We start from the raw sequence: 25562 nt of genomic DNA on the forward strand, positions 1-25562 counted from the left end.
CACACGGAAGCTCCGGGAGGCCGGAGCACGCATCTCCATGGATGGCCGAGGCCGCTGGATGGACAACGTTATGATCGAGCGTCTCTGGCGCTCCTTGAAGTATGAATGCGTGTATCTGCGGGAGATCGAGACGGGCAGCGAGCTTCGCCGCACCCTGGCCTGGTGGATTGATTTCTACAACAACCGGCGTCCGCACAAGACCTTTGACGGCAGAAAGCCGATGGAGATATATCAGCAATTCAAGCCAGAGGGGGTACCTCCTCTGGCTTGCCCGAAAAAGGCGGCATAGCCCATGAATCTGTCCACCTTAGTTTTGCCGCTGACTGGTCCGAAGAAGTGAACCCACTTCTATGTTCCGTCTTCTCCAGGGGCAGGATGTGTTTCTGCCGGACACTGTGGTGAATGCCGCGTATTTCTCCGAGGATGTCCAAGATTATCACAAGAAGAAATCAAAAGCGAAGGCTTGTTGGCACGCTCGCCTGCGCTGACGCAGACCCTGAGCGCGCAAAGGAGCGGAGCTGCGGCGTGCCCTGTTGCCAGGAGAGAAGTGGTTCACTTCTTCGGATCAGCAGACGGCAAAACTAAGGTGGACAGTTTTACGGGCTACGCCCCTATTGGGGGCAAGTTAGAGGGGGTGCCCCTGTACATACAAGCAGTGAATGGACAACGCCTCCGACGAAGAGCTACGGCTTATTCATCGCATTGTTCATGATGTTACGGACTGACCTATCTATGCTGATTGGCTGCCCCCTCAGGATTAGAAGTTAGCCCTTATGTCTCTGCCCAATCTGGTTGAAGCTTACAAACATGCTCGCATCATGATTCGTTGAGCTGATGAACTGCATTGGGACAATTGTGTTTGTAACGACCAAAGGGGTTAGCTTCATATCGCTGGCTTTAATACCTACTTTTTCAGCAAGTTTATCCCTTTTTTTATTCAGCCACTCAAAGCGTTCAATGTGTTTGCCAAGTAGGTCTTTTCCTTCTCCTTCAGCAACCCCTTTAAACTTATTGAGTTGCTCAGATATTTCACTAAGCGTCTTGGCTTGCTGAAGCCTTTTGCATTCAATGATGAAGACTTCGTTAGAGCTACCATTCCACGCAATCACATCCACGTCACTTTTGTGAAACTCACCGTCCTCTTTTGTTGCCCCTAATTCGGTCATTAGGAGTCCCTGTCTAGTCTTAAAACCAATGTTCTTGTATGCCGACTCAACTTCTTTCTCAAACTTCATCCCCAATTCATGCGCAATATGTCCAATCCAAGATTTCATTGATTGAGTGTCAAAGTAAGAAGTGTCGAAAGAGCCGCATGAGGCGAAGTAGAATATATACTTCAAGCTTTCATCCAAATGGCCTGGTGAGATTATGAATTCACCATCTTTAGACTGGAGAACTGGGCGGGAAACGAAAGACCAACGCCTCTTGAACTTCCAAGGCCACCAATCGGCACCTTTAAATCCTAGAGCGTCCTGGTCCCAAGACGGTCTTTTAGGTAGGGTCAACTTGTCCAAAAACTTCTCAATGCTTGCTTGAGGGCATTCAGAGGGAGAGAGTATACTATGAACCTCCTCCCTGCTCAGTATAAGTATGGGTTGTTCATTCTCAAGCGCATACTCGTAAATAAGGTTCGCTAGTTCAAAGCCTTTGAAGATATCAACCCCGTATTCGCTAGTGACTCCTTCGGTGAATTTCTTATCAAAAAGATCGTCCGTCTTTTCCGCAGATTCAGCTATCTTAAATATGCGGTTGTAGTCCTCATCGGAATCAGCAAATTGAACATCAAAAAAGTCAGTAATGTATGGTGAGATTACCTTTTCAAAGAAAGTCCTGTCGAGATCCAGCCAGCCATTAGCTAGAGGGGTGATCCAGCTTTCCGCATATTCGCTTCGAACTGCATCACTGTGGGAAGCGAGAAGGTAAAGAGTCCAAATCAGAGCTATTAAATCGGAAAACTCAGCGACTCCAAAGGGGCTTTCGCCTTTCTCTGGTGAATTACAGTAAGCCATCTCAATAAGTATACGCGTTGCCAGCGAAGTCTCATCAAGCTTGCTTCGCTCTTTGGCTATGACACCTTTAACTTCGGCATAATCATGTAATGATTTGAGTGCAGGAACAGTTCGTTTCCAGATAGTTTTGTCGTGAGCTATAGCTTCAATATTTGAAAGGCAAAACTCAATGATATCCAAACGCGAGTGTTTCACAAGGATATCACTAATCAGGTTCCACAGGTGATCAACTTTCTGACTAAGGAATTTGTTCGCATGAGCTCTCTTAGTTATTTTCCCTTTGGCGAAATCTTCCGGAGTACACACTTTCGCATTTGCCCACGCTACGTCCCATTGGTGATTAGTGATGGGCTTAGATGGAATGTGCTGTGAGGCAATTAAGTCCCTATAGCTGTTAGCAGGGAAGACGTGGACAAAACGACTGTAGGGGCTGGAAAAGGCTCTCTCAATGATTGAGTCTATAGTTTCGGTGTCCAAGTGATCTTTGAAGGCTACTCCCAATATCTTATGTAAAAGAGTTTTCTCTGCGCTGTTGGTTTGGGAGTGGGATTCTTTGACGAAGACATCGTCAAAATAAACGTAGGTTATTTCAGATATCGTCTTGACAACCTCATCAAGTCCACACTCTGGCAGCGTATCAATATTGATTCCATCCCAACCATCGAACACAGGGAACTTAAGGATTAGGCTCAAATCGATAGGCTCAGGTAAGTGAAGATCAACATAGGGCAGAAGGATCATGAGCCAGTTACAAATCATCTCCCATAGTCTGTAGGCGAAATCGAATTGTATGTTGTCTCCTTCAAATGGCGCGACCTCTACCCATACCTGAACCTTGGAGCTTGAGGTGAGGGATAGGATGATTTTGCGTTTGACTAAGTCATAGCTCACACTATTTTGAGCAACATTGCTTTGGGAGAAGTAGGGATTCTGTTGGTGGTTTTTTAATCTCAAGTATTTATGAAAGCGAGAGTTATAATAGCATCTGTGCCGTATCTTGGTTTTCAATCCCTTTCTGAAATTAAGTAGGTAGTCAGATTGAATCGAGATCATTGAATTCTGCATCGTGTTGAATTGACCTAGTGGGGCATACAAACTATATTCGTGATCTCTCCAGAACGCATAAAGTAAGGCGTCAGTGTCGAGGTAAGAGAAGGTTACATTCCTCTTATGAAGCTCCTCTCTTTGTCGCGCAATTCCGAACAGGCTTGGAAGGAAGTCTATGGCGTCATGCATCATAAGCTCTAAGTCTCCAATATTAACATGCATGATATCCCAAAGATCAAACTTCTCGTCCCACCCAATAGCGAGTGATTCTCCAAGGCCACCAAAGAATATTATTGAAATTCCCTTCTTGAAATCAGGGAAGTTGCTTGTAAACTTCGCGCACTGTTCAATGTAGGCAATGAACTTTTGGCCAATTTCCTTGCCGTCAATTCCCTCATTGTAGTTTATGGAGGTAAAGACCTCATCGCTTGGGAAATACTGTATGAAGTGGTAGTAATCCCCTTCAGAATTTGCATAGAATCGATCATGGATATTGCCCAAAAGACCTAATTCTCTCTTCACAAAATCTAATTCGATTACATGCTCATTCAGGCAGGAGACAAGACTAGTGATAGACTTGAATTGAACCATTTTGAGATTGTGTGTGAAGACATGCAATTCGTCTTCAGCGGCAAACATCTTAATTACATATCTTCGAATTGAATGAAAAAGTACGGTTGGAAGGAATAGGACGAGCTTCCCTTTAGATGAGATAATGGGCTTTTCATTAATGACAGACTCCATGAACTCGCTGTCATAAATGTCTGAAAGTTCTTCTTTGGAAACGATAAAAGGACTCAACTCCTCAACGGTAATGCCAAGCTGAGTTAAGTCTTTTTTTGAAAAGGTAACATGTTTAGACCACTCCAGTATTTCCCGAGGAGTAGTGACAATATCCTTTTTGCAGTTGGATTCACCTGTCGTATACAGGTCTAGGTTTGCTCGTCTGATTGAAGCATCAAGAAGTGACAGTAGGGCATAGATGCTCTTTTTAGCACTATCGTATTTTTGGGGAGTGCTCCTGAAAATATCTATGATGTTTTGGACGTAGTAGGTAGCCGAGGTCAGGAGGCCGCTTAGAAAATAGAGATTACCTTCCTCAGTTATGAGATTATCAACGAAGACATCTTCCTGTGGGTCTTCTTGCCCCTTCCAAAAATAATCAAGGCGATTGTTTAGTAAGTCTGTCAGGCTTGCTATTTTATAGGGGCGTTTGCCCTTTGCAGCATATGCAGAGATGTAAGCTAGCAACTCAAGGCGGTAGCCGTTTTCCGTATGCTTAGGGTTTAAGAGCATTCCTCCTATCGCAGTCGCAATGCTATCGAATGAATACTTGCCGAGCCTCTGAGATACTTCCGTGGTGTTGTCTAACTCGCGGTTCATATCGTTTTCAGAGGGGGTTACGTGTGTGTTGTGAGGAGGCTAAAGGCACAGTCTTTCGGTTATTAGAGCGATTTGGTCTTGAGAGTCGTTTTAATGAGATGGACCGGAGGATGTGTGTTCTAGCTATACCGCTCCAACACGTCCTAATGCATCATAGATAAATGGGCGCATTCGGATGTAATCTGAAAATTTGTGTTCGTCAGAGTAATCATATTCATAACCATTGCCGTCATTGCGGGTTCTGATTATTTCTTGTGCCCAGTCGTTGGATTCTGAACCAATCACAAAGAATTCGATTCCATCATCATGGAAGGCATCAATGTGAATCTCGACAATGAAACCAGCTTTGGAAGGGGAGATTTCAGTCAAGGCGCTTTCAACTCCAAATAGATGTTCGCCAGCTTCGTTTTCGTCCCCTTCGTGTATGAAGCCAACAAAAACGTCGCCATTGTATGTGTGCCCATGACCTAATTCTACCGAAAAAACGGTTTCATCCTCCGTGGTATTCTCTTCAAAAAGTTGGTCTAAGCGCTCAAAAAGTGACATCTTGCCCCCTCCTTCTTGTTTTGGATACAATATTTGATGGTTTGTTTTGCGTCAAGGGGGGGGCTCCGAGAAGCGGAATGAAATGTTCTTTTTAGGGTTGGCTTTTCTAGTGAAAGAGAGCGGGCAAGCCTATGAAGAAAGGGGGGGAGATAGTCGAATATCCCGTTTCCACATACCACTTCCCGCATTTTGATGGACAAATTATGGACAGCTTCCAGAAAATGAAAAAGTGGCTTACGGCAAAAAATGCTGTAAGCCACTTAAATCATTCTGGAGCCAGGAATGAGACTTGAACTCACGCTCTTACTGGTTATATTTACAGGAAATCATGCTTTTCTCATGTTGGCCGGCGTTACCTGGCATGCCGTCGCGATTCGGCAAAGCTCAGGACTATTCGAGGTGACTGCGAACATCCATCCGGGCGTGCAACACGCCAATAATGTTGATGGCGTCTTCTTTCTTGTCGAGCGTGTAGAAGATGACATGCTTGCCGGATGGAAGGGAGCGGTAGCCCGTCGCGATTTCGGGGCGGTGGATGCCGAGCAGGGGATTCTCGGTCAGCCGTTCGAAAGCGGTTTTGATCTCGCGCAGGTAGGCGTCCGCCTGATCCTCGCTCCACTGGGCTGCCGTGTATTCCCAGATGCCGAGCAGATGCGCCTTGGCAGCCGCCGTGATGCGGACATCAGCCATTCCGGCGCTGCCTGGCCTCGGCGATGATGTCTTCCATGCTCTCCGCGACGAATTCGCCGCGATCGGCCTGTTCGGCCCCCAGGCGCAGTTCACACCGGAGCGCGTCCAGCTTCATCTGGCGGACCAGTTCCTCGTGCGTCTCCATGAACCGGAGCGCCTCCCGGACAACCTCGCTCGCGTTGTTGTAGAGGCCGCTTTCCACCTTTTCCCGGATGCTCTTTTCCAGGGTCGGAGTCAGGGATATGTGCATGCTTCCCTCCTTGCGTTGAGTGCAGAATACAAAGATTGACAATCCTTGTAAACAGATTGAACGACTCATGCTGGGGGGCGATATTTCGAGGGGTGAACCGGCCAGGACCGTTCTCAAGTTGCCTGAAACTGTCCGCAAAGTCTGCGTACAGTTTGCGTACAGTCGGTGTTTTCTGCCCAAACGAAGAATCCCCGCAATGCGATAACACACTGCGGGGACTTCTTTTTTCTGGAGCCAGGAATGAGACTCGAACTCACGACCTGCTGATTACGAATCAGCTGCTCTACCAACTGAGCTATCCTGGCGTTTGCGGAAGGTTCTTTTATAGGATGTCTGCGCCGTAGGTCAAGTGGGAATTGCCGCCGGGAGGATGGAAAGCGGGCGGCGGGCAGGGTGAGGGGCGAGGTGGGCGGCCATGTTTCGGCCTCCGCGCTAGCTGCCTTCGGCTTCGCGGAGCAGGGCGGCAGACTCCTCCTTCAGCTTGTCGAGCAGTTCCGCGCAGCGGGACTCCGCCCCGGCCAGGGCCGCCTGTTCCAGGGCCAGGGAGAGCTCGTGGCATTTCTCGGCCCCGATGCTCTTGGCGCTGCTTTTCATGGTGTGGGCGTGGCGTCGCAGGCTTTCCATGTCTCCGGTTTCCAGCGCCTCTTTCGCCAGCTTCAGGCGCACCACGGATTCTTCCAAGGCCGCAGCGAGAATCATGTCATAGGTCGCGTCGTCGATGCCCAGGCGCTGCATGGCTGCCATGCGGTCGATGAGCGGGATCGCGCCCACCGGGATCGACGGCTTCGCGGGTTCCGGGGAAGCGGTCGTCTTTGGGGAGGCGTTCGCCGGTTGAGCCTGTCCGTCCGGAGCGGATTCTTCGACCATGTCCTTGGCCTCCTCACGCTTGCGCAGGGGGGCGAAGCGTCGCAGGAGCACCGCCAGGTCGGCCATGCGTACCGGCTTGGTCAGGAAGTCGTCCATCCCTGCCCGGAAGCAGCGATGTTTGACCTCGTCCGTCGTGTGTGCTGTCAGGGCCACGATGGGTATCGTGGAGTCCACGCCGTTCAGCCCGGCGCGGATCTGCTTTGTGGCCTCCAACCCGTCCATTCCGGGCATCTCAACGTCCATGAGCACGAGGTCGAAGTCCCCGGATTTCAGCAGTTCCAGAGCCTGCGTCCCTTCGGTGGCCACCTGCCATTCATATCCGAGCTTGTTCAGGTGCAGGGTGACCACTTTGATGTTCACGGGGTTGTCTTCAACCACCAGCACCCTGATTCGCTGCGCTGCCGCGCTGTGCAGGGTGCGCATGTGCAGTTTTTCCGGCATGAGTGCCCGGCCGGGATCGCCCAGCTTGAAGCTGGCCGTGAAGAAGAATTCGCTGCCTCTGCCCGGCGCGCTGTCCAGCCAGATGCGCCCCTGCATGAGGTCCACGAGGCGGCTGCATATGGACAGCCCCAGTCCCGTGCCGCGCGGAATGAGATCGACGGGTGCTTCGCCATGCCGAAAGCTTTCAAAGATGGATTCCTGGAGATGCTCAGGAATGCCGGGGCCCGTGTCGCGGACGGAAAAGAGCACGAAAACCTGGGAATCCCCCTCTTCGCTCTGCTGCGGGCCGGGACTCGCCTGGAGGGACACTTCGCCTTTCTGCGTGAATTTGACCGCGTTGCCGCAGAGGTTGAAGAGCACCTGTCGCAGCCGGCCGGGGTCGCCGCGCAGAAAACGCGGCGTGTTCGGGTCGATGTGCAGTTGCAGAAGAAGTCCCTTGGCCTCGGTTTGCAGCCTCAAGGCGTTGATCACGGACCGGAGCACGGTGTGAAGGTCGAAGTCGCTGATGGACAGTTCCAGGCGATTGGACTCGGCCAGGGAGAAGTCGAGAATGTCGTTGAAGACGTTGAGCAGGTGTTCCGCGGAGTCGAGCACGGTTTCCAGGGCATCGCGCTGGCCAGGGGCGAGATCGCCCTGGAGCACGATTTCCGTCAGCCCATTGATGGCATTGAGCGGGGTGCGGATTTCATGGCTCATGTTGGCCAGGAAGTCGCTCTTGGCCTTGTTGGCGCGTTCGGCTTCGTTCTTTGCTGTTTCCAGCTCGGAGGTGCGCGAGCGGACCTGGTTTTCCAGGCCGAGCTGGTACTGGCGCAGTTTTGCGGAGGATTCCTGGAGCTTTTCCGCCGTGCGGTTCACGGAGGCGGCAAGCTGGGCGATCTCGTCGGAACCGCGCACTTCGATGCGTGCGGAAAAATCCCCCTGGCCGAGCTTCTGGAGCGCATCCGTGAACCGGGCGAGCCAGCGTTTGAGCACGCGGCTGAAAAGCAGGCTCAGCAGCAGCACGCTCAACAGGGACAGGGTTCCGGCCAGGAGGAGGCTGCGCTGCACGCCCGCCACTGCCGCGTACGCCTGGTCGCTGTTCTGAAGCAGCACCACGCGCCAGCCCGTGTGCACGTCGTTGGCCTGCTCTCCGTCCACGTCGGAAAAGGCGCCGACGAGCAAGGCCGGTCCATCTTCCGTGAGCAGGGTGCCGTTGCCCTGCTTCTGCAGTCGGTCGCGCAGTTCGCCTTGGGCCAGGGGATGCAGGAGCTGATTGGAATCGTTGGAAGCGACGACCACGCTGGACGAATCCACGATCATGGCCCAACCTTCGGGGCCGAGGTCCACGTCGTGGACAACGTCCCAGACGGGCGTCATGCTCAGGTGGCCGACCACGACGCCGATGATGCGGCCGGTGACCGGATTGACCAGCGGAGCCGACGCGGTCATGACCACGTCGAAGGGGTAGAGCATGGCGTGCGCGCCGTAGAAGCCGCTCTTGCCGAGCATGGCGTGCTTGAACCAGAGCGTCTCGGCCCAGCTGCCGCGGAAGGAGTTGCTGATGGAGGCGCGCACGCGTCCAGCCTTGTCGAGGACGGTGATATCCTTGAGTATGGGATGGAAGCGATTGGTCTTGAGCAGCTCCTGGCGCACGGATTCCCCGTCGACTTCCAGGGACGTCAGGACTGGACTGCGCGCGAGCAGATTCAGGCTGCGCACCCCTTCGTTGACCGTGCGCTGCACGTCCTTCCCGACCTGCGCGCTGAGCGCGAGCAGCGAACGGTTCGTGCTTTCCCGCATGGATTCTTCCAGGTGGAAGAAGGTGTGGCCGACCATGGTCAAAAGGGGCACGAGTCCCATGAGCAGCAGGAGCAGGCCGATTTTGAGGTGCAGGCGCATCGTCTACTTCGCCGTCCGCAGTTCCGCCCAGGCGGCGAGCCGTTCGCGCATGGATTCAGGGGAGATGGGCTCGACGTGTTCGCAGCGGTTCTGCACCTCGCGCGGCGGAAACACCTCGGGCGCATTGCGGATTTCTGCCGGGAGCAGGTCGATGGCCGGGAGATTGACCGGCTGATACCAGAGATATTCGGCGTTGCGGGCCATGACCGATGGGTCGTGCAGGTAATTGATGAAGCGCTGGGCAGCGTCCGGATGGGGGGCGTTCCGGGGAACCACGAGGCAGTCCACCCAAATGCTCGCGCCCTCCACAGGCACGAAATAGCGCAGCGCGGGATTGCTTTCCACGGCGGCCATGGCGTCGCCGTTGTACAGTTGCGCGGCCCAAAGCTCGCCGGAGGCCATTTTGGAGACTATGGTAACGGGATCGTAGTATCCGGCCAGCAGGGGCCGCTGGGCCAGCAGCCTGTCCCTCATCGCCTCGATCTGTTCCGGATCTTCGGTATTGATGCTGTACCCCAGGGACTTGAAGCCCGCGTTGATCACGTCCATGCTGTTGTCCAGCATGGCGATGCGCCCCTTGTACGCGGGGTTCCAGAGTACGTCCCAGCTGTTCGCGTCGTCGGGAACATGCTCCGAGTTCACGATGACCCCGCCTGTTCCGAGCATGTAGGGAGCCGCTACGATTTCGTCGCCGTGGGGCGCGAAGAAATAGGGGTGGGCCTTGGCGTTGGCCAGATTGGGAATCAGGACGGGATCGAGCTCCTGCAGCAGCTTGGCCTGTTGAAGCTCCAGCACGATGTTGTCGCTGACGACCACGAGGTCCACGCCGGAAAGGCCCGATTGCAGCGCGGCCAGGATGTCGTCCTCGTCCTTGTAGGTGTAGAGATTGATTTTGATGCCCGTTGTCTTTTCGAATTCCGTGATCAATTCCAGGAGGATGTAGTCTTCCCAGTTGTAGAAGTTCAGGGTCGCGGAATCGGGTGCGGGCGTGGCAGGGCGGTCCTGTTCCGAGCAGGACACGAGCAGGAACGCGGCGAGCAGGATTGAAAAGATCCTGCGAGTGTGAATGCGCATCTTCCCCCCCCGAAGATTGGTGCGGATTCCAACGGAACGAAATCGAAGCCTTACGGGCGTGCGTGATGGCAGGCCGCGCTCTGCAGGTTGTCGACAGTGTCCGCGCTTGTCATGGATAGCCGATCTCCGGACAAGCCGCAACGCGCAAGGGAGGGTAGGGGGCGTTCGGTCAGTCCGCGCAGGCTTGCCCGGACTCAGTTTCGCGGGTTTGCGACGTTTTTGCGGACTGGGCCAGCACCTTGGGCAGCCGGACCGTGAAGCGCGACCCCTTGCCCGGCTCGGATTCCACGACGATGGAGCCGCCGTGCTGTTCCACGATCTGGTTGGACATGAACAGCCCCAGCCCCGTGCCGCGGTCGCCCTTGGAGGAGAAGAACAGGGTGAAGAGCTTGTTGCGGGTTTCCTGGTCCATGCCCATGCCGTTGTCCTCGATGCCGAAGAGCACGTCGTCCCCGCGTTCCGAGAGATGGAAGCGGATGACGTGGTCCTTGGCGGAGCCGGCTTCGCCCTTGGCGCCGCTCTTGTCCATGAGGCAGGCGTCCACGGCGTTTTCCAGGAGGTTGACCAGCGCGGAGCTGACGATGCCGGGATCGACCTCGAACTCGCCCAGGTCCGGGGCGAAGTCTCGAATGAAGGAAATGCCGTTGTCCTGGGCCTTGGCCTCGGCGATGTCCGCGACCTGGTTCGCGAATTCCAGGGCGTCCACCCGTTCCCAGCGCAGGTCGCGCTTCTTGGCGTAGTAGAGGATGTCGAGGACCATGGCGCGGATGCGGCCGACCATCTGCCGGACCACCTTCCAGCCCGCCTGGACCTGCTTCTCGTTGCCCTTCTTGAATCCGGAGTCCACGCGGTAGATGCCGCCGTCCAGCGCTGTCAGCAGCCCCTTGACCCCGTGGGAAACGGTGCCGAGGAGCAGGCCGAGGTTGGTCAGGTGGTCCTGGAGCCGCCGGATCTGGGTGATGTCCGTGGACAGCTCCATGACCTGCTCGACCCTGCCTGCCGCGTCGAGGATAGGCGCGGTCTGGACGAGCACGTTGAAGCGTTCGCCCGCAAGGGTGGTGACGATTTCCTCGGACTCGTGGGTTTCGCCGTCCGCGAAGGTCTTGGCCACGGGGCAGTCGCGGCAGGGCTCGCTGCGTCCCTTGAACACGGCGTGGCAGAGTTCGCCGGGGTCGCCTCCGAAGTCCTGCAGGAAGCGGCGGTTGGCCTCCACGAGCTTGAAGTCGCGGTCCTGCACCGTGATGTAGCAGGGCACGGCGTCGAAGAGCTGGCGGTAGCGCTCGCGCGACTGGCGCAGCTCCTCCTGGAGTCGGTTGACCTCCTGCACGTCCACGGAAATTTCCAGCACCAGCTCCACGTCCGCGTCCTCGCCCACGCCCTTGATGGGCGCCGTGTGCACGATGACGGGGATGTCCGAGCCGTCGCGGCCCGTGAGGATTTCCCGGCTGCGCTGGCCCTTGCCCGTGCGGAAGGTCTTGCCCACAGGGCATTCCTCGTCGTCGGGCTTGCGGTCGCAGTAGGCGTCCCAGCTGTTCGCGCCCACGAAGTCGCCCAGGCGGTCGCGGTAGTGCTGGTTGATGGCGATGATCTCGAGGTAGGCGTTGTGCACGGACACGAAGCAGGGCAGCTCGTTGAAGATGGACTCGCCCGCGTCCACGTCCGTGGTCAGCTGGCCCATGGCCTCGGTGAGTCCTTCGAGCACCTGGCGGGTGGCCAGCCTGCGTTCGGCGTGGAGCAGCTTGGCGGACTTCTCGGCCACGAGCCGTTCCAGGTTCTCCGTGTGCTCGCGGAGCTGGCGGCGCATGGCGATGCGGTCTTCGGCGCGCTTGAGGGCCACTTCCAGGGCGTCGTGGTTGATGGGCTTGGTGATGAAGTCCGTGGCGTCGAGCTTGAGGCTGGCGATGGCCAGGTTCATGTCGCCGTGCCCGGTGATCATGATCACTTCCGTTTCCGGCTCGATGGCCTTGATGGCCTGGAGCAGCTCCAGCCCATCCATGCCCGGCATCTTGATGTCCGTGAGCACGATGGGCGCGCGCAAGGCCTGGAAGCGTTCCAGGGCTTCTTCCGCGTTCGAGGCGGTGTGGACCTCGTAGCCGATGTCCGTGAGCGAGATGCCCAGAACGCGGCGCAGGCCGTCCTCGTCGTCAACCAGAAGAAGCTTCTTGTCCATGCTGCTGATGTGCCCGATTTTGCGCGTAAGGTGAGACGGGGGTACCGTTCCTGAAAATGCAGAGGAACGGTACCCTCCTGAAAATATTGCCTGTTTTCTAGCCGCTCTTAGCCGATGGCGTCCTGCACGATCTTCAGCACCTGATCGGGATCAAAGGGCTTGTTCACGGTGGCCACGGCCTTGCGAATGGCCAGGTGGATGCCGGAAAGTCCGCTGATGACGATGACGGGGGTGTCCATGAGCTCGGGATCCTGGTTGAACTTGCGGTAGAACCGAGGCCCCCACTCGTCGGGCATCTCCAGGTCCAGGGTCACCAGGTCGGGCTTCTCGTCCTTCATGACCACCAGGGCCTCCACGCCGTCGCTGGCGGAACAGGTCTCGTAGCCGTTGTCCTCGAAAAGGGTGACAAGATAGTCCACGATGTTCTGATCGTCGTCGACGACCATGATCTTCTTGCTCATCGGAGCCTCCATGGGATGTTCGTGTATATGTCGTTCCGAATGTCTCCGGTCAGGACGTTCCCCTGCCGCCGATCAATTCGGCGGCGAGCCGGAGCAGACGGTTGGGATTCGGTGGTTTTTCTTCGTAGGCCGCCGGTTCCGGGAGGGTCAGCCCCCGTCCCGCGGCCACGGTTCTGAGGGAATGCAGGAAGGTTCTCGCCTCCACGGCCGACACGACGATCACGGGCGTCGCGTTCAGTTCGGGGTCGGACTGAAGCCCCTGGTACATGGTCACCCCGCCTTCGCCGGGCATCATCAGGTCCAGGGTGATCAGGTCGGGACGCTCCTTGCGCGCGGCCTCCAGGCCCTTGTCCCCGTTCGGGGCGCAGACGACTTCGTATCCGGCCGTCTTGAAGGCGGTGCTCAGGAACACGCGCAGGTGCAGTTCGTCATCGACGACGAGAACCTTCCCTCGGGTCATGCATTCTCCGGGCGGCTAGTCGGCCACCTTGTCCGGATGGTTGACGCTGGCCACGGGGCAGGGAGCGCGGAGGACCACTTCCTCCACGGTGCTGCCGAACTCGGCCTCGTCCGGATTGGAGTATTCGCGGGCGTGGTGGGCCATGACGATGAGGTCGGCCTGCTTGGCCCGCGCGTACTTCAGAATCTCGACATAGGGGGTGCCTTCCCAGATGGCCACTTCGTAGTTGTCGAAGCCGTCCATTTTGCTCAGGTACCTTTCCTTGATCTTCTGTTCGGCTTCCTTGACGCGCTGCTCGATCTCGCCCTGGGTCGGCGCCTTGCCGCCCGCGTAGGACGCGGAGAGATCGTAGGCGTGGAAGATGTAGAGCCTTGCTCCCACGGCCTCGGCGGACTTCATGGCGTACATGAAGGCGGAGTCGGAAGCCTTGGAGAAGTCCGTGGCCACCACGATGTTGGAGAAGAGCTTCCAGCAGGTGGTGCAGGGGCGCGAGATGATCGCCACGGGGCAGCGGGCGCGCTTGGCCACCTTGCGCAGGGTCTCGCCTGCCACGCCGCGGTAGCGGGTGGAGCTGACGTCCTCGGCGCGGGTGTTGGAGCCCATGATGATCAGATCGGCGTCCTCGGCGCGGGCCTGGCGCAGGATCTCGCGGTAGGGCACGCCCACGCCGGTCTCGATGCGCACGTTGACCTGGTCGGAAAGCTCCTCGTAGTAGGACTTGATCTCTTCCTTGACCAGGGCCACGTAGTTCTCGTCGTACATCTCCTCCAGCTCGCCGGTCTTCACGTCCGTGACCTGGGTGGAAAAGCCGCGGGTGGGCACGCCGAGCACGTGGAAGACCACGAGTTCGGCGTCGTATTTCATCGCCATGTCGAAGGCGACCTTGGCTGCGTTGTCGCAGGCGGGAGAGGCCGTCGTGGCGAAAAGGATCTTCTTGTAGTACATGCTACCTCCCAATTTTGCATTGCATGGGGGTTCCGTGGAAGCCCAGCTCCCAGGTGACGCCCTCGATGAACTCGAACAGGCTGTACACTGTCTCGAACTCGAAGCTGTCGACCTTGTCTCCGAGGACCACGTGCCGCAGCGGCCCCAGGCTCAGGGGCACGTCCAGCAGGTCTTCGAGCTGGATGAACCGGATTTCGGAGCGGCCTTCCGGGCCGACGCCCATGAGGGAGGTGTAGATCTCCATCCTGGGCTTGCCGGGAAAACCGATCATCTCCACGGTCCGGAACAGTTCCAGCCGGTCCGTACCCGGCGACGTGCAGCCGCTTGCGGCGGCTTTTACGGCCCGCTCGAGCAGGGTCGGAAAAAAGGCGTTCAGCTCCTGGAGCACGGGATAGCGCTCCGCCATGCGGAAGAAACTGCGCAGGGAGTAGCCGTCGGCCAGCGTCACCGCGGCGTTGAGGTGCCGCAGCGGGGTGGTTTCGACGGTCTTGCCGCCTTCGAGGAGCGCGCCGTCCGCGCGGAGTACGATGGCGTTCATTTTCCCTACCGATACAGTTCTCTTCGAAAAAAGGCCAGAGGTGTAGAACCCCTGGCCGGTCTTTCTACTCGTCCGCAGGCTTGAGATGGTCGGGAATGATGGCCATCTCGATGAGCAAGGGCTTCAGGAAGCTCCACTTGATGCCGATTTCGTACTCTTCCTCAAGGTCGCGGATGGCGTCCCAGCAGTTGTGGCAGGGGGCGATGACCAGCTCGGCGCCTGTGGCCAGGATCTGGTCGCGCTTGCACTTGAGCGCCACGTTGCGCTGCGGGCGATACTTGCCCACGCCGTTGAATCCGCCGCCGCCGCCGCAGCAGTAGTTGTGCTCGCGGTTGGGGGTCATCTCGACGAAGTAGCCGGGCTCCACCAGGTAGTCCATGATCTCGCGCACCTTGTCGGCCATGCCGTGGTTGCGGATGTAGTTGCAGGAATCCTGGTAGGTGGTCTTGACCTTGATGCGCTTGGCAGGGTCGATCTTGAGCTTGCCCGTGGTCAGGATCTCGTGGACCCATTCCGTGTAGTGGATGTAGGGCGCGGGCGGGTTTCCGTCCTTGCGTCCGGCCCAGTAGGGGCCTTCCACCACGGTGGCGCGGTGGGCGTGGCCGCACTCGGTGCCGATGACGCGCTTGGGACGCAGCCGCTCGATGGCGGCGTAGACCGTTTCCACCTGGAGCTTGCAGGCTTCCCAGTCGCCCGCGAACATGGACAGGCTGGTCTGCTCCCAGCCGGTGCTGGGCACGGTCCAGTTCTCGCCGGTGATGTGGAAGAGGATGGCCGCCTCGGCCAGGTCTTCCGGGTAGTGCTTGGGCTCGCGGGCGTTGCAGGTGTACATGATGTCCGCGTCTTCCTTGTCGACGGGGATCTCGATGCCCGGCCATTCGTCCTCGGTTTCCTCGGCCATCCACTCGCAGGTTTCGACCCAGTCTTCGCTGGTCACGTCCATCTGGGCGCGGTAGATGCGGTGCATGCCGGAGCCGATCTTCAGCTCCCACGGCACGAAGCCCTGGGAGTTGAGCAGGCCGCGCAGGTAGCCGAACATGACGCCCATGTCGATGCCGTAGGGGCAGAAGCTGCCGCAGCGGTTGCAGCAGGTGCACTTGGACCAGGCCGTGTCCATGCAGTAGCGCATGAACTCGTTGTCCACGGGGAGGTTCTTCTCGGCCCGGCGGACCATCTCGCCCAGGGTGGACTGGATCTTGTACGAGGGCACCTGCTTCGGGTCGCGCTTGTTCACGTTGTACAGGAAGCAGGAGTCCGCGCAGAGGCCGCAGTGGGCGCACATGTCCAGCCAGGTCCGGGTCCGGGACTTGAGCGTGTTCTTGAACGAGGCTTTGAGCTTATCCATGTCCACTTCGAGGGACTTCATTTCCTCGTAGTAGACCTTGCCGCCCTTGTCCGCCAGGAGAGCGTCGAGCTCCTCCTTGGTGTTGATGGGCTTTTTATTGCAGAGGGTACCTTCAGGCATGATTCATTGCTCCTCTACCGCCCTACCAGGCGAAGTTCTTCTTCTTGCCGCCACGCTTGATGCCGAAGTCCATGCCGAGCTGGGCCCGGGACAGGAAGAATCCGACGACGTGGTAGAGCTTGGTGAAGGGGATGGCCACCAGCATGATTTCGCCGCAGACGATGTGGGCCAGGAGCCAGAACTGGTAGTTCTCGGCCTGGTGCACGGCGAGGTAGCCGGTCACGAACGGCGCCACGGTGATCAGCAGCAGGACGTAGTCATACAGGGTGGTGATGATGCGCACCTCGGGCAGGGCGATGCGCCGGACGGCGATCAGCGCGGCGGCGGCGAGCATCAGCAGGGTCAGGAAGTCGGCCACGGGCATGGGCATGCTCGGCCACCAGCCGATGCCGAGCCCCTCGCGCAGCAGCACGACGTGCCCGGCCAGGAACAGGGGCACGGCCACCAGTCCCACGTGGAAGCAGAAGAACATGATCGTGAAGCCGGGCTTGGCGCGCCAGCCGTGGTTGCCGAAGGGCACCAGCCAGAACAGGATGGAGCGCAGGGCGCCCTTCATGCCGTAGGTCGGGTAGGCGGTGTAGGCCACCCGGTCGAGCTGCCAGCTCAACCCCTTGAAGTACCACACCACCCTGAAGATCAGGCCGCCCAGGCAGATCAGCACGGAGGCCCAGAGCAGTGGTCCGGTCAGCAGTTCATACATATCGAAACTCCTTGCAGGTCTGCCCGCTTATCTGACGTTCTTGTGGTTTTCCGGATCGCGGGCGACCAGGAAGCGCCACCAGCCGACGAAGCCCGCCAGGGCCAGTCCCATGAGGATGTAGACCGAGCCCTTGGTATGGGTCAGGAAGTCCTGAAGCGTGTAAAATGCGTGATCCATGGCGGCCCTCCTAGTGTTCGTCCTTGTATTCCGGATGCGTGTAGAAAATGGGCATCCGGGTGGTGATGAAGCGGAAGGTCAGGATCAGCAGCGTGACGATGAACGCGGAGATCCAGATTTCCTGCCAGCTGGGGAAGTACCGCTCGACGGCGGGAAGCTGCCAGTTGAAGGCGACCATGGAGACGTTGAAGCGGTTGACCACGATGCCGAGGACGGCCAGGAGCGCGGTCCACTTGCACAGGGCCAGGTTCCGCTCGCGCGCGCCGATGGCGTAGAGCAGGCAGGGCAGCGCCACGAAAACGCCCATTTCGACCATGAACCAGCTGCCCATGGGGGTCGCCAGGTACTTCCAGTTGTTGTCCGCGGCGATGCCGAAGACCTTGATGAAGAAGTAGCCGAGCAGCACCCAGGAGGCGGCGCGGGCAAAGCTGAACACGAAGTTGTCGTGCTCGGACAGGTAGTGGTCGTCCATCTTGTGGTGCAGCCAGCGGTGGGAGAGCGAACCCTCGAAGATGACCATGGACAGGCCGGCCACCGTGCTGGAGACGAAGAAGAACACCGGCAGGTAGCCCGAATACCACAGCGGATGCAGCTTGCTGGGGGCGATCAGGTAGAGCGCGCCGAGCGAGCTCTGGTGCATGGTGGAGAGCACCACGCCCATGATGGTCAGGGCGATGGTGGCGCTGTGCAGCAGGTTGCGCAGCTTCTTGAAGCCCAGCCACTCCAGGGCGGCCGGGGAAAACTCCAGGAAGAGCACCGAGAGGTACAGGAACACGCACAGGCCGATCTCGAAGAGGACCGAGGTCGGGCCGGACTGCACGAACAGCGGGAAGGGCAGACGCAGCGGACGGCCCACGTCGAAGTGCAGGGCGAAGACCACGAAGGCGTAGCCCAGGAACGCGGTCAGAATCGCGGGGCGCACCGCGCCGTGGTACTTCTTCAGGCCGAAGAGGTACACGGCCGAGGAGGTCACGTAGCCGCCGGCGGCCAGGGCCACGCCGCAGAGCAGGTCGAAGCCGATCCAGAGGCCCCAGGGGTTGTTGTCGTCAAGGTTGGTCACGGCGGCCAGACCTCCGGTGAAACGCATCACCGTCAGGTACAGGCCCACGGAACAGATCACGAAGGCGATCACGTTGAACGGCGTGATCAGGCTCTGTTTGGTTTCGGTGCTCATTAGGCCTCCCCGTCCTTGTCCTCGGCCTGCTCGGCCTCGGCGGCCTTCTTGGCCTCTTCAAGGGCTTTCTTCACTTCACGCTCCACGGTGGCCTCCTTGTCCTTGGCCGCCTTGTCCTGGGCCTGCTTCATGGCGGCCTGGTGCTTGGCCTCGGCCTCGGCGAGCGCGTTCTCGACGGCCTGCTTCTTGGCGGAGTCGGCGTCCTTGGCGTTGAGCTTGCTCATGCCGTAGACGCCCGTCAGCAGCACGGGCCAGAGGCCCACGACCATGGCCACGCCCGCCAGGGCGCCCTTGGTCATTTCCGGGGCGGGCTTGACGCCGAGATCGGTGCGCATGCCCAGTTCCTCGAAGGGAACGCCGGAGATGTACAGCCAGTTGGTGCCGCCCATTTCCGTCTCGCCGTAGATGGCGTCCACGTACTTGCCGGGGTTCTTGGCCATGCGCTCGCGGGCGATCTTGATCAGCTCGTCGCGCTTGCCGTAGACCAGGGCCTCCTTGGGACAGCCCTCGACGCAGCCGGGCACGGTGCGCTCGCCCGCGGCGATGTGCGGGTGGCACATGTGGCACTTGCGCACTTCCGGGGTGATGGGGTCGTCGTAGGTGTACGCCGGGATGTTGAACGGGCAGGCCATCATGCAATAGCGGCAGCCCACGCACACGCTGGCGTCGTAGGTCACGGAGCCGTCGGGGTTCTTCTTGAAGGCGCGCACGAAGCAGGCCGAGGCGCAGGCGGGTTCCTGGCAGTGGTTGCACTGGGTCTTCAGGAAGACCGGCAGGTTCGAGCCTTCGGGCTGGAACTTGTTGACCACGGTGAAGGTCTCGGCGTGGGGGCGGCGTTTTTCCTCGAGGACGGAGAGGTCGTCGAAGGGCGTATCGGGCTTGGCCAGGTTGTTGACCTTGTTGCAGGCGGCCTCGCACTGGCGGCAGCCGATGCAGCGGGTGGCGTCGAACAGCACGCCCTTGGCATCGGGGTAGCCGTCGAAATGCGCCGCCTCGGCGGGCGTGGCGGTGACGCCTGTCCCGACGGCCGCGCTCGCGACCGTGGCGCCCATGAGCCCGAGGAAGGTTCTGCGTTTCATACTCATGCTCCTCTATCGTTCTCCAGCCGAAGCGCGGCTAGTCGGTTTTCTTGTCGTGGCAGACAACGCAGGAGGTGGCGGACTGTTCCTGGCCGTTCTTCTCCAGGACCGTCATGCCCATGCTCTTGTGGCAGCCCATGCACTGGCCGTGGTAGGCGGCCTTGAGGCCGGGACGGTCGGGATTGACCGGGTCAAAGGGCTTGGCGTGGCAGCTCGCGCACTTGGGCGGAGTGGCCGAGAGCGGGCTGTTGTGGTGGCAGCCCTGGCAGACCAGCTTGTCGCCTTCGTGGAAGGCCTGGGCCAGTCCGTCCTTCTCCATGCCCTTGGTCAGAGCGAGCACGATCTTGCGGTGCGGGAACGCTGCTTCGGCGTACTGCTTGGAGATGCCGTCGATCTTCACCGTCTCGGGGATGTCTTCCACGGCCCAGGCGGTGCGGCCGGCCTTGTCGGTCTGGAGCATCATGGCGGCCACGGAAGCCTTGGCCTCGGGGGCCATCTTGCCGTCAGCGGGCAGGGTCGCGCCCTCGGGCAGCTTCTTGTGGCAGGAGGCGCAGGTGGAGTCGGCGGGACGAGCGCCCGTGTTCATCTGCGCGTGGCAGCCGGCGCACTGGGGCTTTTCCTGCTCCTGGCGGTGGCAGCCGATGCAGCTGCGCCCGGAGTCGGGCTGGTGCATGGCCTGGTCCAGGGTCACGAAATCGCCTTTCTTGTCGCCGGTCACGGTGTGGCAGGTGCCGCAGGCCGTGGTTTCCTTGTGGTGGCAGGCGCGGCAGGTGTCGTTGCGCTTCTCGTGGGCGAGGTGGTCGAAGGCCACCGGAGGCATGGCGGTCTTCAGCGCATCGGGCTGGGCGTCCTTGGCCGGGGTCGGGAAGAGCAGGGCGGTGTCGGGCTGCTTCATGGGCAGTCGCGGCAGTTCCCCGCCGACCTTCTGCAGGGCTTCGGCGTCGTGCTTGGCCGTTTCGGCCTGGCCCTCGGCGGAGTGGCAGCCGGCGCAGGTCAGGGGTCCGGTCTCCTTCTTGGCCTCGGCGAGCTCGCGGTGGCAGGACACACACGCGGCGTGGGCGGCTTCGGAAAGAGCCCTGACCTTGACGCCGTCCACTTCCGTGGGCTTGGCTTCATGGCAGGAGCGGCAGGTGGATTCCTTGCCCTTCTCGTACTTGGTTTCCTTGGCGGCGGCGTCGTAGACGTGGTGGCAGGCGCCGCAGTTCTGCTCGTCGCCCTTCACGGCGATGAGCTTGGAATCCCAGTGGCGGAAGTGCAGGACGTTGTCGAAACCGGCGGTCACGCGGGCGGCGGGCTCGGGCTTGGCGTCGTGGCAGCGGCGGCATTCGCCGTCCACGGGGCCGGTCTTCTCGCCCTTGGCGCGCAGATCCGCGTGGCAGGAAAAACAGTTGTCGTGGTAAGTGTTCTTGACGGTCTCGAAGTCGCTGTCCTCGAAGCGCATGTACTTCGTGGACATCTTGCCGTCCTTGACCTTGTGACAGGTGTCACAGCTCTTGCCGTTCTTGGCCAGAGCTTCGGTGTGCCGGTCGTGATAGAAGGTCACGGCCGGGAGTTCGAGCCCCCCCAGGGCTCCCAGTGCGTCGATCCTGACCATGTCCGTGCGCGCCTGTTCGGCGTCCGGGCCTGTCTGCTCGGTCGCTCCGGCCACCACGCAGACGCCGGTGAGCGCGACCAACAGGATCAGGAATCCAGCACAGTGCAGAAAAGTTTTCCGTTTCTCCATAGTCCCAGTCCCTCAGGTTGTTTCAACAAACAAACCCTCTGAGCTTTCTTAAAAGTAAGAAATATCAGATGGTTGATCGTGAAGTTCGGCCTTTCGGCCATGCTCCCGCCTTGCGCGGAAATAATTCCTCCGCGAGCGGTATAGAATTATTTCATACCAGTCAAGTAGGAAAGAGATTGCGAGGCCGGAAAACGGCCCAGGTTACGCTGTAAATACCCTGAATCCATCACGATTCAAAAGACAGCTCTTTGTGAAAGAGCGAACAAGCGCAGGTTCGTAACCTAATCGGTCGGAAATCTGCTGTCTTTTAGAATCATGGTGTCGGAGAATCGATTTCTCCAAAAACCGTTGATGGCCGCGAGAATTAAGACGAATTCGGATTGTCGGCTTTGCATGGCGAAATCTTGCCCTGAGGGACCGGGGAATGCGGTTCGGAATCGGCCGGAAGCAGAGGGGGAAATGGGGGGGGACAGAACTGGAATGATTCGGTTGAGGGCGTGCGCGGGGCGCGGCGGAATTTCTCGGCGCTCGCTCCAGGCGGAACCGCTGCGCTGGGTTCCGCAGGGACCGCCCGCCTGCGAAATCCCCTCCGCGCCTCCGCTGCGTCGGAGATCGGGCGAAGGGACGGGAAAAGGAGGGAAGAAGGCAGGGAGAACCATCAATGCGGCGATGCGGGGATGGAGTGTGACAGAACTGGAATGAGTCGGTTGAGGGCGTGCGCGGGGCGCGTCGGAATTTCTCGGCGCTCGCTCCAGGCGGAACCGCTGCGCTGGGTTCCGCAGGGACCGCCCGCCTGCGAAATCCCCTCCGGGCCTCCGCTGCGTCGGAGATCAAGCGAGGGGACGGGAAAAGGAGGGAAGAAGGCAGGGAGAACCAGCGATGCGACGTTGCGGGGATGGGGTGTGACGGAACAGGAATGAGTCGGCAGCTTCGTGGGGAAGGGACTGAGGGGATAAGGCCGGGAAGAGTTTTCGCTCTTGCCTTCGCTCCGGTTTGGGGTCTAGGCCGGGAGCGCGAGCCGGAAGCGCGCGCCCTTTCCCGGATTGTTTTCCAGGGCGACGTCGCCGCCGTGCTGCTCGGCGATCTTGCGCACGGTCATCAGCCCGATGCCGGTGCCCGAAGGCTTGGTGGTGCGAAACGCCGCGAACGCGTTCTGGACCGCGTCCGGGGAGAGGCCGCCGCAGGTGTCCTCGACCACGTACTCGATGCGCTCGTGGGCGTTGCCTGATGCGGGCAGGCGCTCGGTGCGCAGGGAGATTTCGCCGGAGCCTCGCGCCTCGCGGGCGTCCAGGGCGTTGGCCAGCAGGTTGAGCAAGGCCCGTTCCACGGCGTCGGGGTCGATGTTCGCGTGCTCCGGTCCGGCGGCGGGGGCGAAGCGCAGGGGCGAGCCGAGCGCCTCGGCGCGGTCGCGCAGCGCCTCGACGGCGGCGCGGGCTGGCTCGTCCGGGTCGCAGGCGCGGGGAGCCATGCGCGCGAAACGGGCATAGTTGAGCAGATCCAGGGAGAGGTTGCGGATTTTCTCCACATTGCCGCGCACCATGTCCCAGCCCTGGTGCAGATATTCGCGCTCGTCCAGCTCGATGCCCTTGCCGAGCACGAAGAGTCCGCCTTCCAGGCCGGAAGCCACGTTCTTGATGGCGTGGGAGAGGTCCGTCACGGTCTGGCCCACGGCGGCCATGCGCTCGGCGTCGAGCAGTTCGCGGGTTTTGCGTTCGACGAGCTCTTCCAGATGTTCGGTATGTTCGCGCAGCTCCGCGCGCAGGGCGATGCGCTCGAACGCGCGATCCAGGGCCACCTCCAGGGCGTCCTCGCTCACGGGCTTGGTCAGGAAGTCGGCGGCGAGACGGCGCAGGCTCTTGACGGCCAGGTCCATGTCGCCGTGTCCGGTGACCATGACGACCTCCACGTCCGGATCGCGCCGCTTCAGCTCCGCGAGCAGCTCCAGGCCGTCCATGCCGGGCATCTTGATGTCCGTGACGACCACGGGCGGCGCGTGCTCCTCGAAAAGCGCGAGAGCCTCCTCGGCGTCGGAGGCGGCGTACACGTCGTAGCCCTGGTCGCGCAGGGTCAGGCCGACCACGGTTCGGATGCCTGCCTCGTCGTCCACGAGCAGCACGCGGGGATCCCTTGGGCGCACGTTCACTCGTTCACCGTGCTTCCGGCTTGGCCGAGGTCGGGTTCCTGCGGGTCGGGCAGGGGAAAGCTGAGCAGGAAAACCGCGCCCCAGTCCTTGCGCGCGGCCACGCGGATGTCGCCGCCGCAATCCTTGAGAATGCCGTAGCTGATGGACAGGCCCAGGCCCGTGCCCTTGCCGACCTTCTTGGTGGTGAAGAACGGCTCGAAAATGCGTTCGGCAATGGCCTTGGGAATGCCCGGTCCGGTGTCGGCCACCTCGACCACGGCCCGGCCGCGCTCCGTGCGCGAGGAAAGCGCGATGCGCTTGGAACCCTTGACGCGCTCCAGCTTGTCCCACTTCTCCTCTATGGCGTCGCGGGCGTTGATGAGCAGGTTGATGAAGACCTGCTCCAACCGCCCGGAATCGCCCTGGATCAGGGGCAGGTTTTCGTCAAGATCCCAATCCACCTCGATTTCCCGCAGCTTGAGCTGCTGGGAGAAGATTTCAAAGGCCCGCCGGAGCACGCGGTTCACGTCCACGGGCTCCAGGGTCATTTCCGGCTTGCGGCCGAATTCGCGCATGTGGTTGATGATCTTGGCCGCACGGTCCACGTGGCTGTTGATCTCCTCGGCCATGGTGAAGAGGATGTCCTCGCGGATGGGTTCCTGCTTGCGGATCTTGTTCATGAAGAAGCTGGACGCGGTCTTGATCACGGACAGGGGCTGGTTCAGCTCGTGGGCCACGCCCGTGGCCATCTCGCCCAGCGTGGCCATCTTGCTGGCCTGGATGAGCTGCTGTTCGGTTTCCAGGCGCTTGGTGATGTCCGACGTGGTCACGAGGAGCACCCGGCGGCCGAGGTAGTCGGACGGCGAAACGCGGATGAAGACATAGAGCGGCAGGGCGTCCGGGTCGCCGACGCGCTGCCGCGCCTGGGGGATGACCTGGGCGGCGCGGATCTTCTCCGCGTACATCTCCCTGTCTTCTTCGAGGAAAAGGTCGGCGAAGGACATGGCCAGGGCCTTTTCCCTCGCAATGCCGTAGACGGCGTGCACGGCCTCGTTGCAGTCGAGGATTTCCAGGGTTTCCGGGTCGAGCACGAAGACCGGGTTGGGAATGGTGTTGAAAATGGCCCGATACTTCTCCTCGGAGCGTTCCAGCTGTTCGGCCAGTTCCTTGCGCGGGGTGATGTCGAGGCACATTTCCATGGCGGCCACGATTTCGCCGTCGTTGTCGCGGATGGGCGACGTGGTCACGATCCAGTGGCTGCGGGAGCCGTCGCGGCTGTAGCCGTTTTCCTCGCTGACGTGGGACTTCCCGTCGGCGAAGGTGCGGGCCACGGGGCAGTCCTCGCAGGGGGCGCTGAGTCCCTTGTAGGCTTCGAAGCAGTGCTGGCCTGGTTCTGGCGCGAACTTGTCAGCGAATTCTTGGTTGTAGCTGAGCAGGCGGAAGTCCCGGTCCTGCACGGTGATGATGCAGGGCACCAGCTCGAAGAGGTTCTGGTATTCCTCCTTCTGGCGCACCAGCTCGGCGTGCTTGGCCTGGATCTGGCGGCCCATGCGGTCGATGGAGGTGGCCAGCTCGCCGACCTCGTCGTCCTGGGACACGGTCAGGCGCGGCAGTTCCTGTCCCTTGGCGATGCGCCTGGTCAGTTCCATGAGCTTGGTCACGGGCTGCTTCACGAAGGCGCGCAGGAAGAAGTACATGGCCAGGAAGGTCAGGACGAAGATGGTCACGGCCAGAAGGAAGGAGCGCTGGGAAAAACCGGCGATCTTGCGGTCCGTGCTCTCCAGAGAGAAGGTCACGTCCAGCAGGCCGAGCACTTGCTTGTCTTCGGGGTGGAAGTGGCAGGGACCGGGCGAGCAGCCCGGTTCGTTGTAGACCGGGGTCATCACGGCCAGGGCGCGGTGGCCGCCCAGCTCCACGACCCGGCTGCGCGCGTGCACGTCCACGTCCACCAGGGGCGGGTCCGTGCGGTGGCAGACGGCGCAGCCCTCGTCGTCCACGGGGATGGTCCTGTCGATTTCGTCGGTGCGGCTGGAAAATTTGATTTCCCCGCGCTTGTTCAGCACGCGGATGTGCTCGATGTCCGTCTGGCGGGCCGTGTCGTTGATGATGTTCTGGATGTCGTCGCGGGCGTTGATCATCATGGCGTAGCGGCAGCCGAGCCGGATGGTGTCCGAGAGGCGGCTGGCGCTGTCGAGCACGTGCTCCATGCTGTCGTTGGTCTGGTAGCGGATGACCAGGAACGCGCCCACGGCCATGCTCAGGAGCAATACGAGCCCGGCGGTGAAGACCACTTTGGTGAAGAGGCTGTGGCGGAAGAATCTGAACAGTCTGCGCAAGGGAATCTACCTCCGGGCGCGTCGTCC

General features: G+C 59.9%; 20 protein-coding genes and 1 tRNA gene. 1 reads left to right on the forward strand and 20 read right to left on the reverse strand.

Annotated elements, in window-relative coordinates; translation table 11 throughout:
* Positions 1 to 289: integrase core domain-containing protein (locus G452_RS17640; protein ID WP_022660530.1), on the forward strand; the 289-nt coding region annotated here is incomplete at its 5' end.
* A 475-nt stretch (positions 290 to 764) separates the two neighbouring features.
* Here the strand turns inward: G452_RS17640 and G452_RS0101715 are convergent.
* From G452_RS0101715 to G452_RS0101810, 20 genes are all read right to left on the reverse strand, one after another.
* Entirely contained in the window at positions 765 to 4439 is a 3675-nt protein-coding gene (locus tag G452_RS0101715; RefSeq protein WP_022660531.1) for a hypothetical protein, read from the reverse strand.
* A 123-nt stretch (positions 4440 to 4562) separates the two neighbouring features.
* On the reverse strand, positions 4563 to 4985 hold the full coding sequence (locus G452_RS0101720; RefSeq protein WP_022660532.1) for a cupredoxin domain-containing protein: 423 nt from the start codon (positions 4983 to 4985) through the stop codon (positions 4563 to 4565).
* A 390-nt stretch (positions 4986 to 5375) separates the two neighbouring features.
* Positions 5376 to 5675 carry a type II toxin-antitoxin system RelE/ParE family toxin gene (locus G452_RS0101725; RefSeq protein ID WP_022660533.1) on the reverse strand — a complete coding sequence of 100 codons (300 nt, stop codon included), beginning with the start codon at positions 5673 to 5675 and terminating at the stop codon, positions 5376 to 5378.
* Positions 5668 to 5925, reverse strand: a complete 258-nt coding sequence (locus G452_RS0101730) for a type II toxin-antitoxin system ParD family antitoxin (RefSeq protein WP_022660534.1) — start codon at positions 5923 to 5925, stop codon at positions 5668 to 5670. The genes G452_RS0101725 and G452_RS0101730 overlap by 8 nt, the downstream gene beginning before the upstream one ends.
* 229 nt (positions 5926 to 6154) lie before the next feature.
* Positions 6155 to 6230: transfer RNA gene (locus G452_RS0101735), tRNA-Thr, on the reverse strand.
* 127 nt (positions 6231 to 6357) lie between these two features.
* Entirely contained in the window at positions 6358 to 9111 is a 2754-nt protein-coding gene (locus tag G452_RS20345) for a hybrid sensor histidine kinase/response regulator (RefSeq protein ID WP_022660535.1), read from the reverse strand.
* 3 nt (positions 9112 to 9114) lie between these two features.
* The gene (locus G452_RS0101745; RefSeq protein WP_022660536.1) at positions 9115 to 10185 is read right to left on the reverse strand and encodes an ABC transporter substrate-binding protein; all 1071 of its coding nucleotides are present in this window, start codon (positions 10183 to 10185) and stop codon (positions 9115 to 9117) included.
* Positions 10186 to 10354: 169 nt separating this feature from the next.
* On the reverse strand, positions 10355 to 12355 hold the full coding sequence (locus tag G452_RS0101750) for a response regulator (RefSeq protein ID WP_022660537.1): 2001 nt from the start codon (positions 12353 to 12355) through the stop codon (positions 10355 to 10357).
* 107 nt (positions 12356 to 12462) lie between these two features.
* Positions 12463 to 12816, reverse strand: coding sequence for a DVU0259 family response regulator domain-containing protein (gene divK, locus G452_RS0101755; protein ID WP_022660538.1), 354 nt, complete (start codon positions 12814 to 12816; stop codon positions 12463 to 12465).
* Positions 12817 to 12865: 49 nt separating this feature from the next.
* Positions 12866 to 13276, reverse strand: coding sequence for a response regulator (locus G452_RS0101760; protein ID WP_022660539.1), 411 nt, complete (start codon positions 13274 to 13276; stop codon positions 12866 to 12868).
* A gap of 15 nt (positions 13277 to 13291) precedes the next feature.
* Positions 13292 to 14221: a universal stress protein gene (locus G452_RS0101765; protein ID WP_022660540.1), complete on the reverse strand. Its 930-nt coding sequence runs from the start codon at positions 14219 to 14221 to the stop codon at positions 13292 to 13294.
* 1 nt (position 14222) lies between these two features.
* Positions 14223 to 14759 (reverse strand): hypothetical protein, encoded by a 537-nt coding sequence (locus tag G452_RS0101770; RefSeq protein ID WP_022660541.1) that lies wholly within the window; start codon positions 14757 to 14759, stop codon positions 14223 to 14225.
* Positions 14760 to 14823: 64 nt separating this feature from the next.
* Entirely contained in the window at positions 14824 to 16224 is a 1401-nt protein-coding gene (gene hmcF / locus G452_RS0101775; RefSeq protein WP_022660542.1) for a sulfate respiration complex iron-sulfur protein HmcF, read from the reverse strand.
* Between the two features lie 22 nt (positions 16225 to 16246).
* Positions 16247 to 16924, reverse strand: a complete 678-nt coding sequence (gene hmcE / locus G452_RS0101780) for a sulfate respiration complex protein HmcE (RefSeq protein WP_022660543.1) — start codon at positions 16922 to 16924, stop codon at positions 16247 to 16249.
* Positions 16925 to 16951: 27 nt separating this feature from the next.
* Positions 16952 to 17101, reverse strand: a complete 150-nt coding sequence (hmcD, locus tag G452_RS0101785) for a sulfate respiration complex protein HmcD (protein WP_022660544.1) — start codon at positions 17099 to 17101, stop codon at positions 16952 to 16954.
* A 10-nt stretch (positions 17102 to 17111) separates the two neighbouring features.
* Positions 17112 to 18275, reverse strand: coding sequence for a sulfate respiration complex protein HmcC (gene hmcC, locus G452_RS0101790; protein WP_022660545.1), 1164 nt, complete (start codon positions 18273 to 18275; stop codon positions 17112 to 17114).
* Entirely contained in the window at positions 18275 to 19354 is a 1080-nt protein-coding gene (hmcB, locus tag G452_RS0101795; RefSeq protein WP_022660546.1) for a sulfate respiration complex iron-sulfur protein HmcB, read from the reverse strand. The genes hmcC and hmcB overlap by 1 nt, the downstream gene beginning before the upstream one ends.
* A gap of 37 nt (positions 19355 to 19391) precedes the next feature.
* Positions 19392 to 21077 (reverse strand): sulfate respiration complex hexadecaheme cytochrome HmcA, encoded by a 1686-nt coding sequence (gene hmcA / locus G452_RS0101800; RefSeq protein ID WP_027188926.1) that lies wholly within the window; start codon positions 21075 to 21077, stop codon positions 19392 to 19394.
* Positions 21078 to 22077: 1000 nt separating this feature from the next.
* Positions 22078 to 23214 (reverse strand): hybrid sensor histidine kinase/response regulator, encoded by a 1137-nt coding sequence (locus G452_RS0101805; RefSeq protein ID WP_040368090.1) that lies wholly within the window; start codon positions 23212 to 23214, stop codon positions 22078 to 22080.
* A gap of 2 nt (positions 23215 to 23216) precedes the next feature.
* Complete coding sequence (locus G452_RS0101810) at positions 23217 to 25535, reverse strand: PAS domain S-box protein (RefSeq protein WP_022660549.1); 2319 nt, start codon at positions 25533 to 25535, stop codon at positions 23217 to 23219.
* Positions 25536 to 25562: the final 27 nt, after the last annotated feature.

This window comes from Paucidesulfovibrio longus DSM 6739 (assembly GCF_000420485.1).
Lineage (GTDB): Bacteria > Desulfobacterota > Desulfovibrionia > Desulfovibrionales > Desulfovibrionaceae > Paucidesulfovibrio > Paucidesulfovibrio longus.

Bases quoted from the DNA above. Each gene is read 5' to 3' on its own strand.
- G452_RS0101715 (WP_022660531.1), bottom strand. From the start codon at position 4,439: ATGAACCGCGAGTTAGACAACACCACGGAAGTATCTCAGAGGCTCGGC.
- G452_RS0101750 (WP_022660537.1), bottom strand. From the start codon at position 12,355: ATGGACAAGAAGCTTCTTCTGGTTGACGACGAGGACGGCCTGCGCCGC.
- hmcE (WP_022660543.1), bottom strand. From the start codon at position 16,924: ATGTATGAACTGCTGACCGGACCACTGCTCTGGGCCTCCGTGCTGATC.
- G452_RS0101745 (WP_022660536.1), bottom strand. From the start codon at position 10,185: ATGCGCATTCACACTCGCAGGATCTTTTCAATCCTGCTCGCCGCGTTC.
- hmcA (WP_027188926.1), bottom strand. From the start codon at position 21,077: ATGGAGAAACGGAAAACTTTTCTGCACTGTGCTGGATTCCTGATCCTG.
- G452_RS0101720 (WP_022660532.1), bottom strand. From the start codon at position 4,985: ATGTCACTTTTTGAGCGCTTAGACCAACTTTTTGAAGAGAATACCACG.
- hmcB (WP_022660546.1), bottom strand. From the start codon at position 19,354: ATGAAACGCAGAACCTTCCTCGGGCTCATGGGCGCCACGGTCGCGAGC.
- G452_RS0101765 (WP_022660540.1), bottom strand. From the start codon at position 14,221: ATGTACTACAAGAAGATCCTTTTCGCCACGACGGCCTCTCCCGCCTGC.
- hmcC (WP_022660545.1), bottom strand. From the start codon at position 18,275: ATGAGCACCGAAACCAAACAGAGCCTGATCACGCCGTTCAACGTGATC.
- G452_RS0101725 (WP_022660533.1), bottom strand. From the start codon at position 5,675: ATGGCTGATGTCCGCATCACGGCGGCTGCCAAGGCGCATCTGCTCGGC.
- hmcF (WP_022660542.1), bottom strand. From the start codon at position 16,224: ATGCCTGAAGGTACCCTCTGCAATAAAAAGCCCATCAACACCAAGGAG.
- divK (WP_022660538.1), bottom strand. From the start codon at position 12,816: ATGAGCAAGAAGATCATGGTCGTCGACGACGATCAGAACATCGTGGAC.
- G452_RS0101770 (WP_022660541.1), bottom strand. From the start codon at position 14,759: ATGAACGCCATCGTACTCCGCGCGGACGGCGCGCTCCTCGAAGGCGGC.
- G452_RS0101730 (WP_022660534.1), bottom strand. From the start codon at position 5,925: ATGCACATATCCCTGACTCCGACCCTGGAAAAGAGCATCCGGGAAAAG.
- G452_RS0101760 (WP_022660539.1), bottom strand. From the start codon at position 13,276: ATGACCCGAGGGAAGGTTCTCGTCGTCGATGACGAACTGCACCTGCGC.
- G452_RS20345 (WP_022660535.1), bottom strand. From the start codon at position 9,111: ATGCGCCTGCACCTCAAAATCGGCCTGCTCCTGCTGCTCATGGGACTC.
- hmcD (WP_022660544.1), bottom strand. From the start codon at position 17,101: ATGGATCACGCATTTTACACGCTTCAGGACTTCCTGACCCATACCAAG.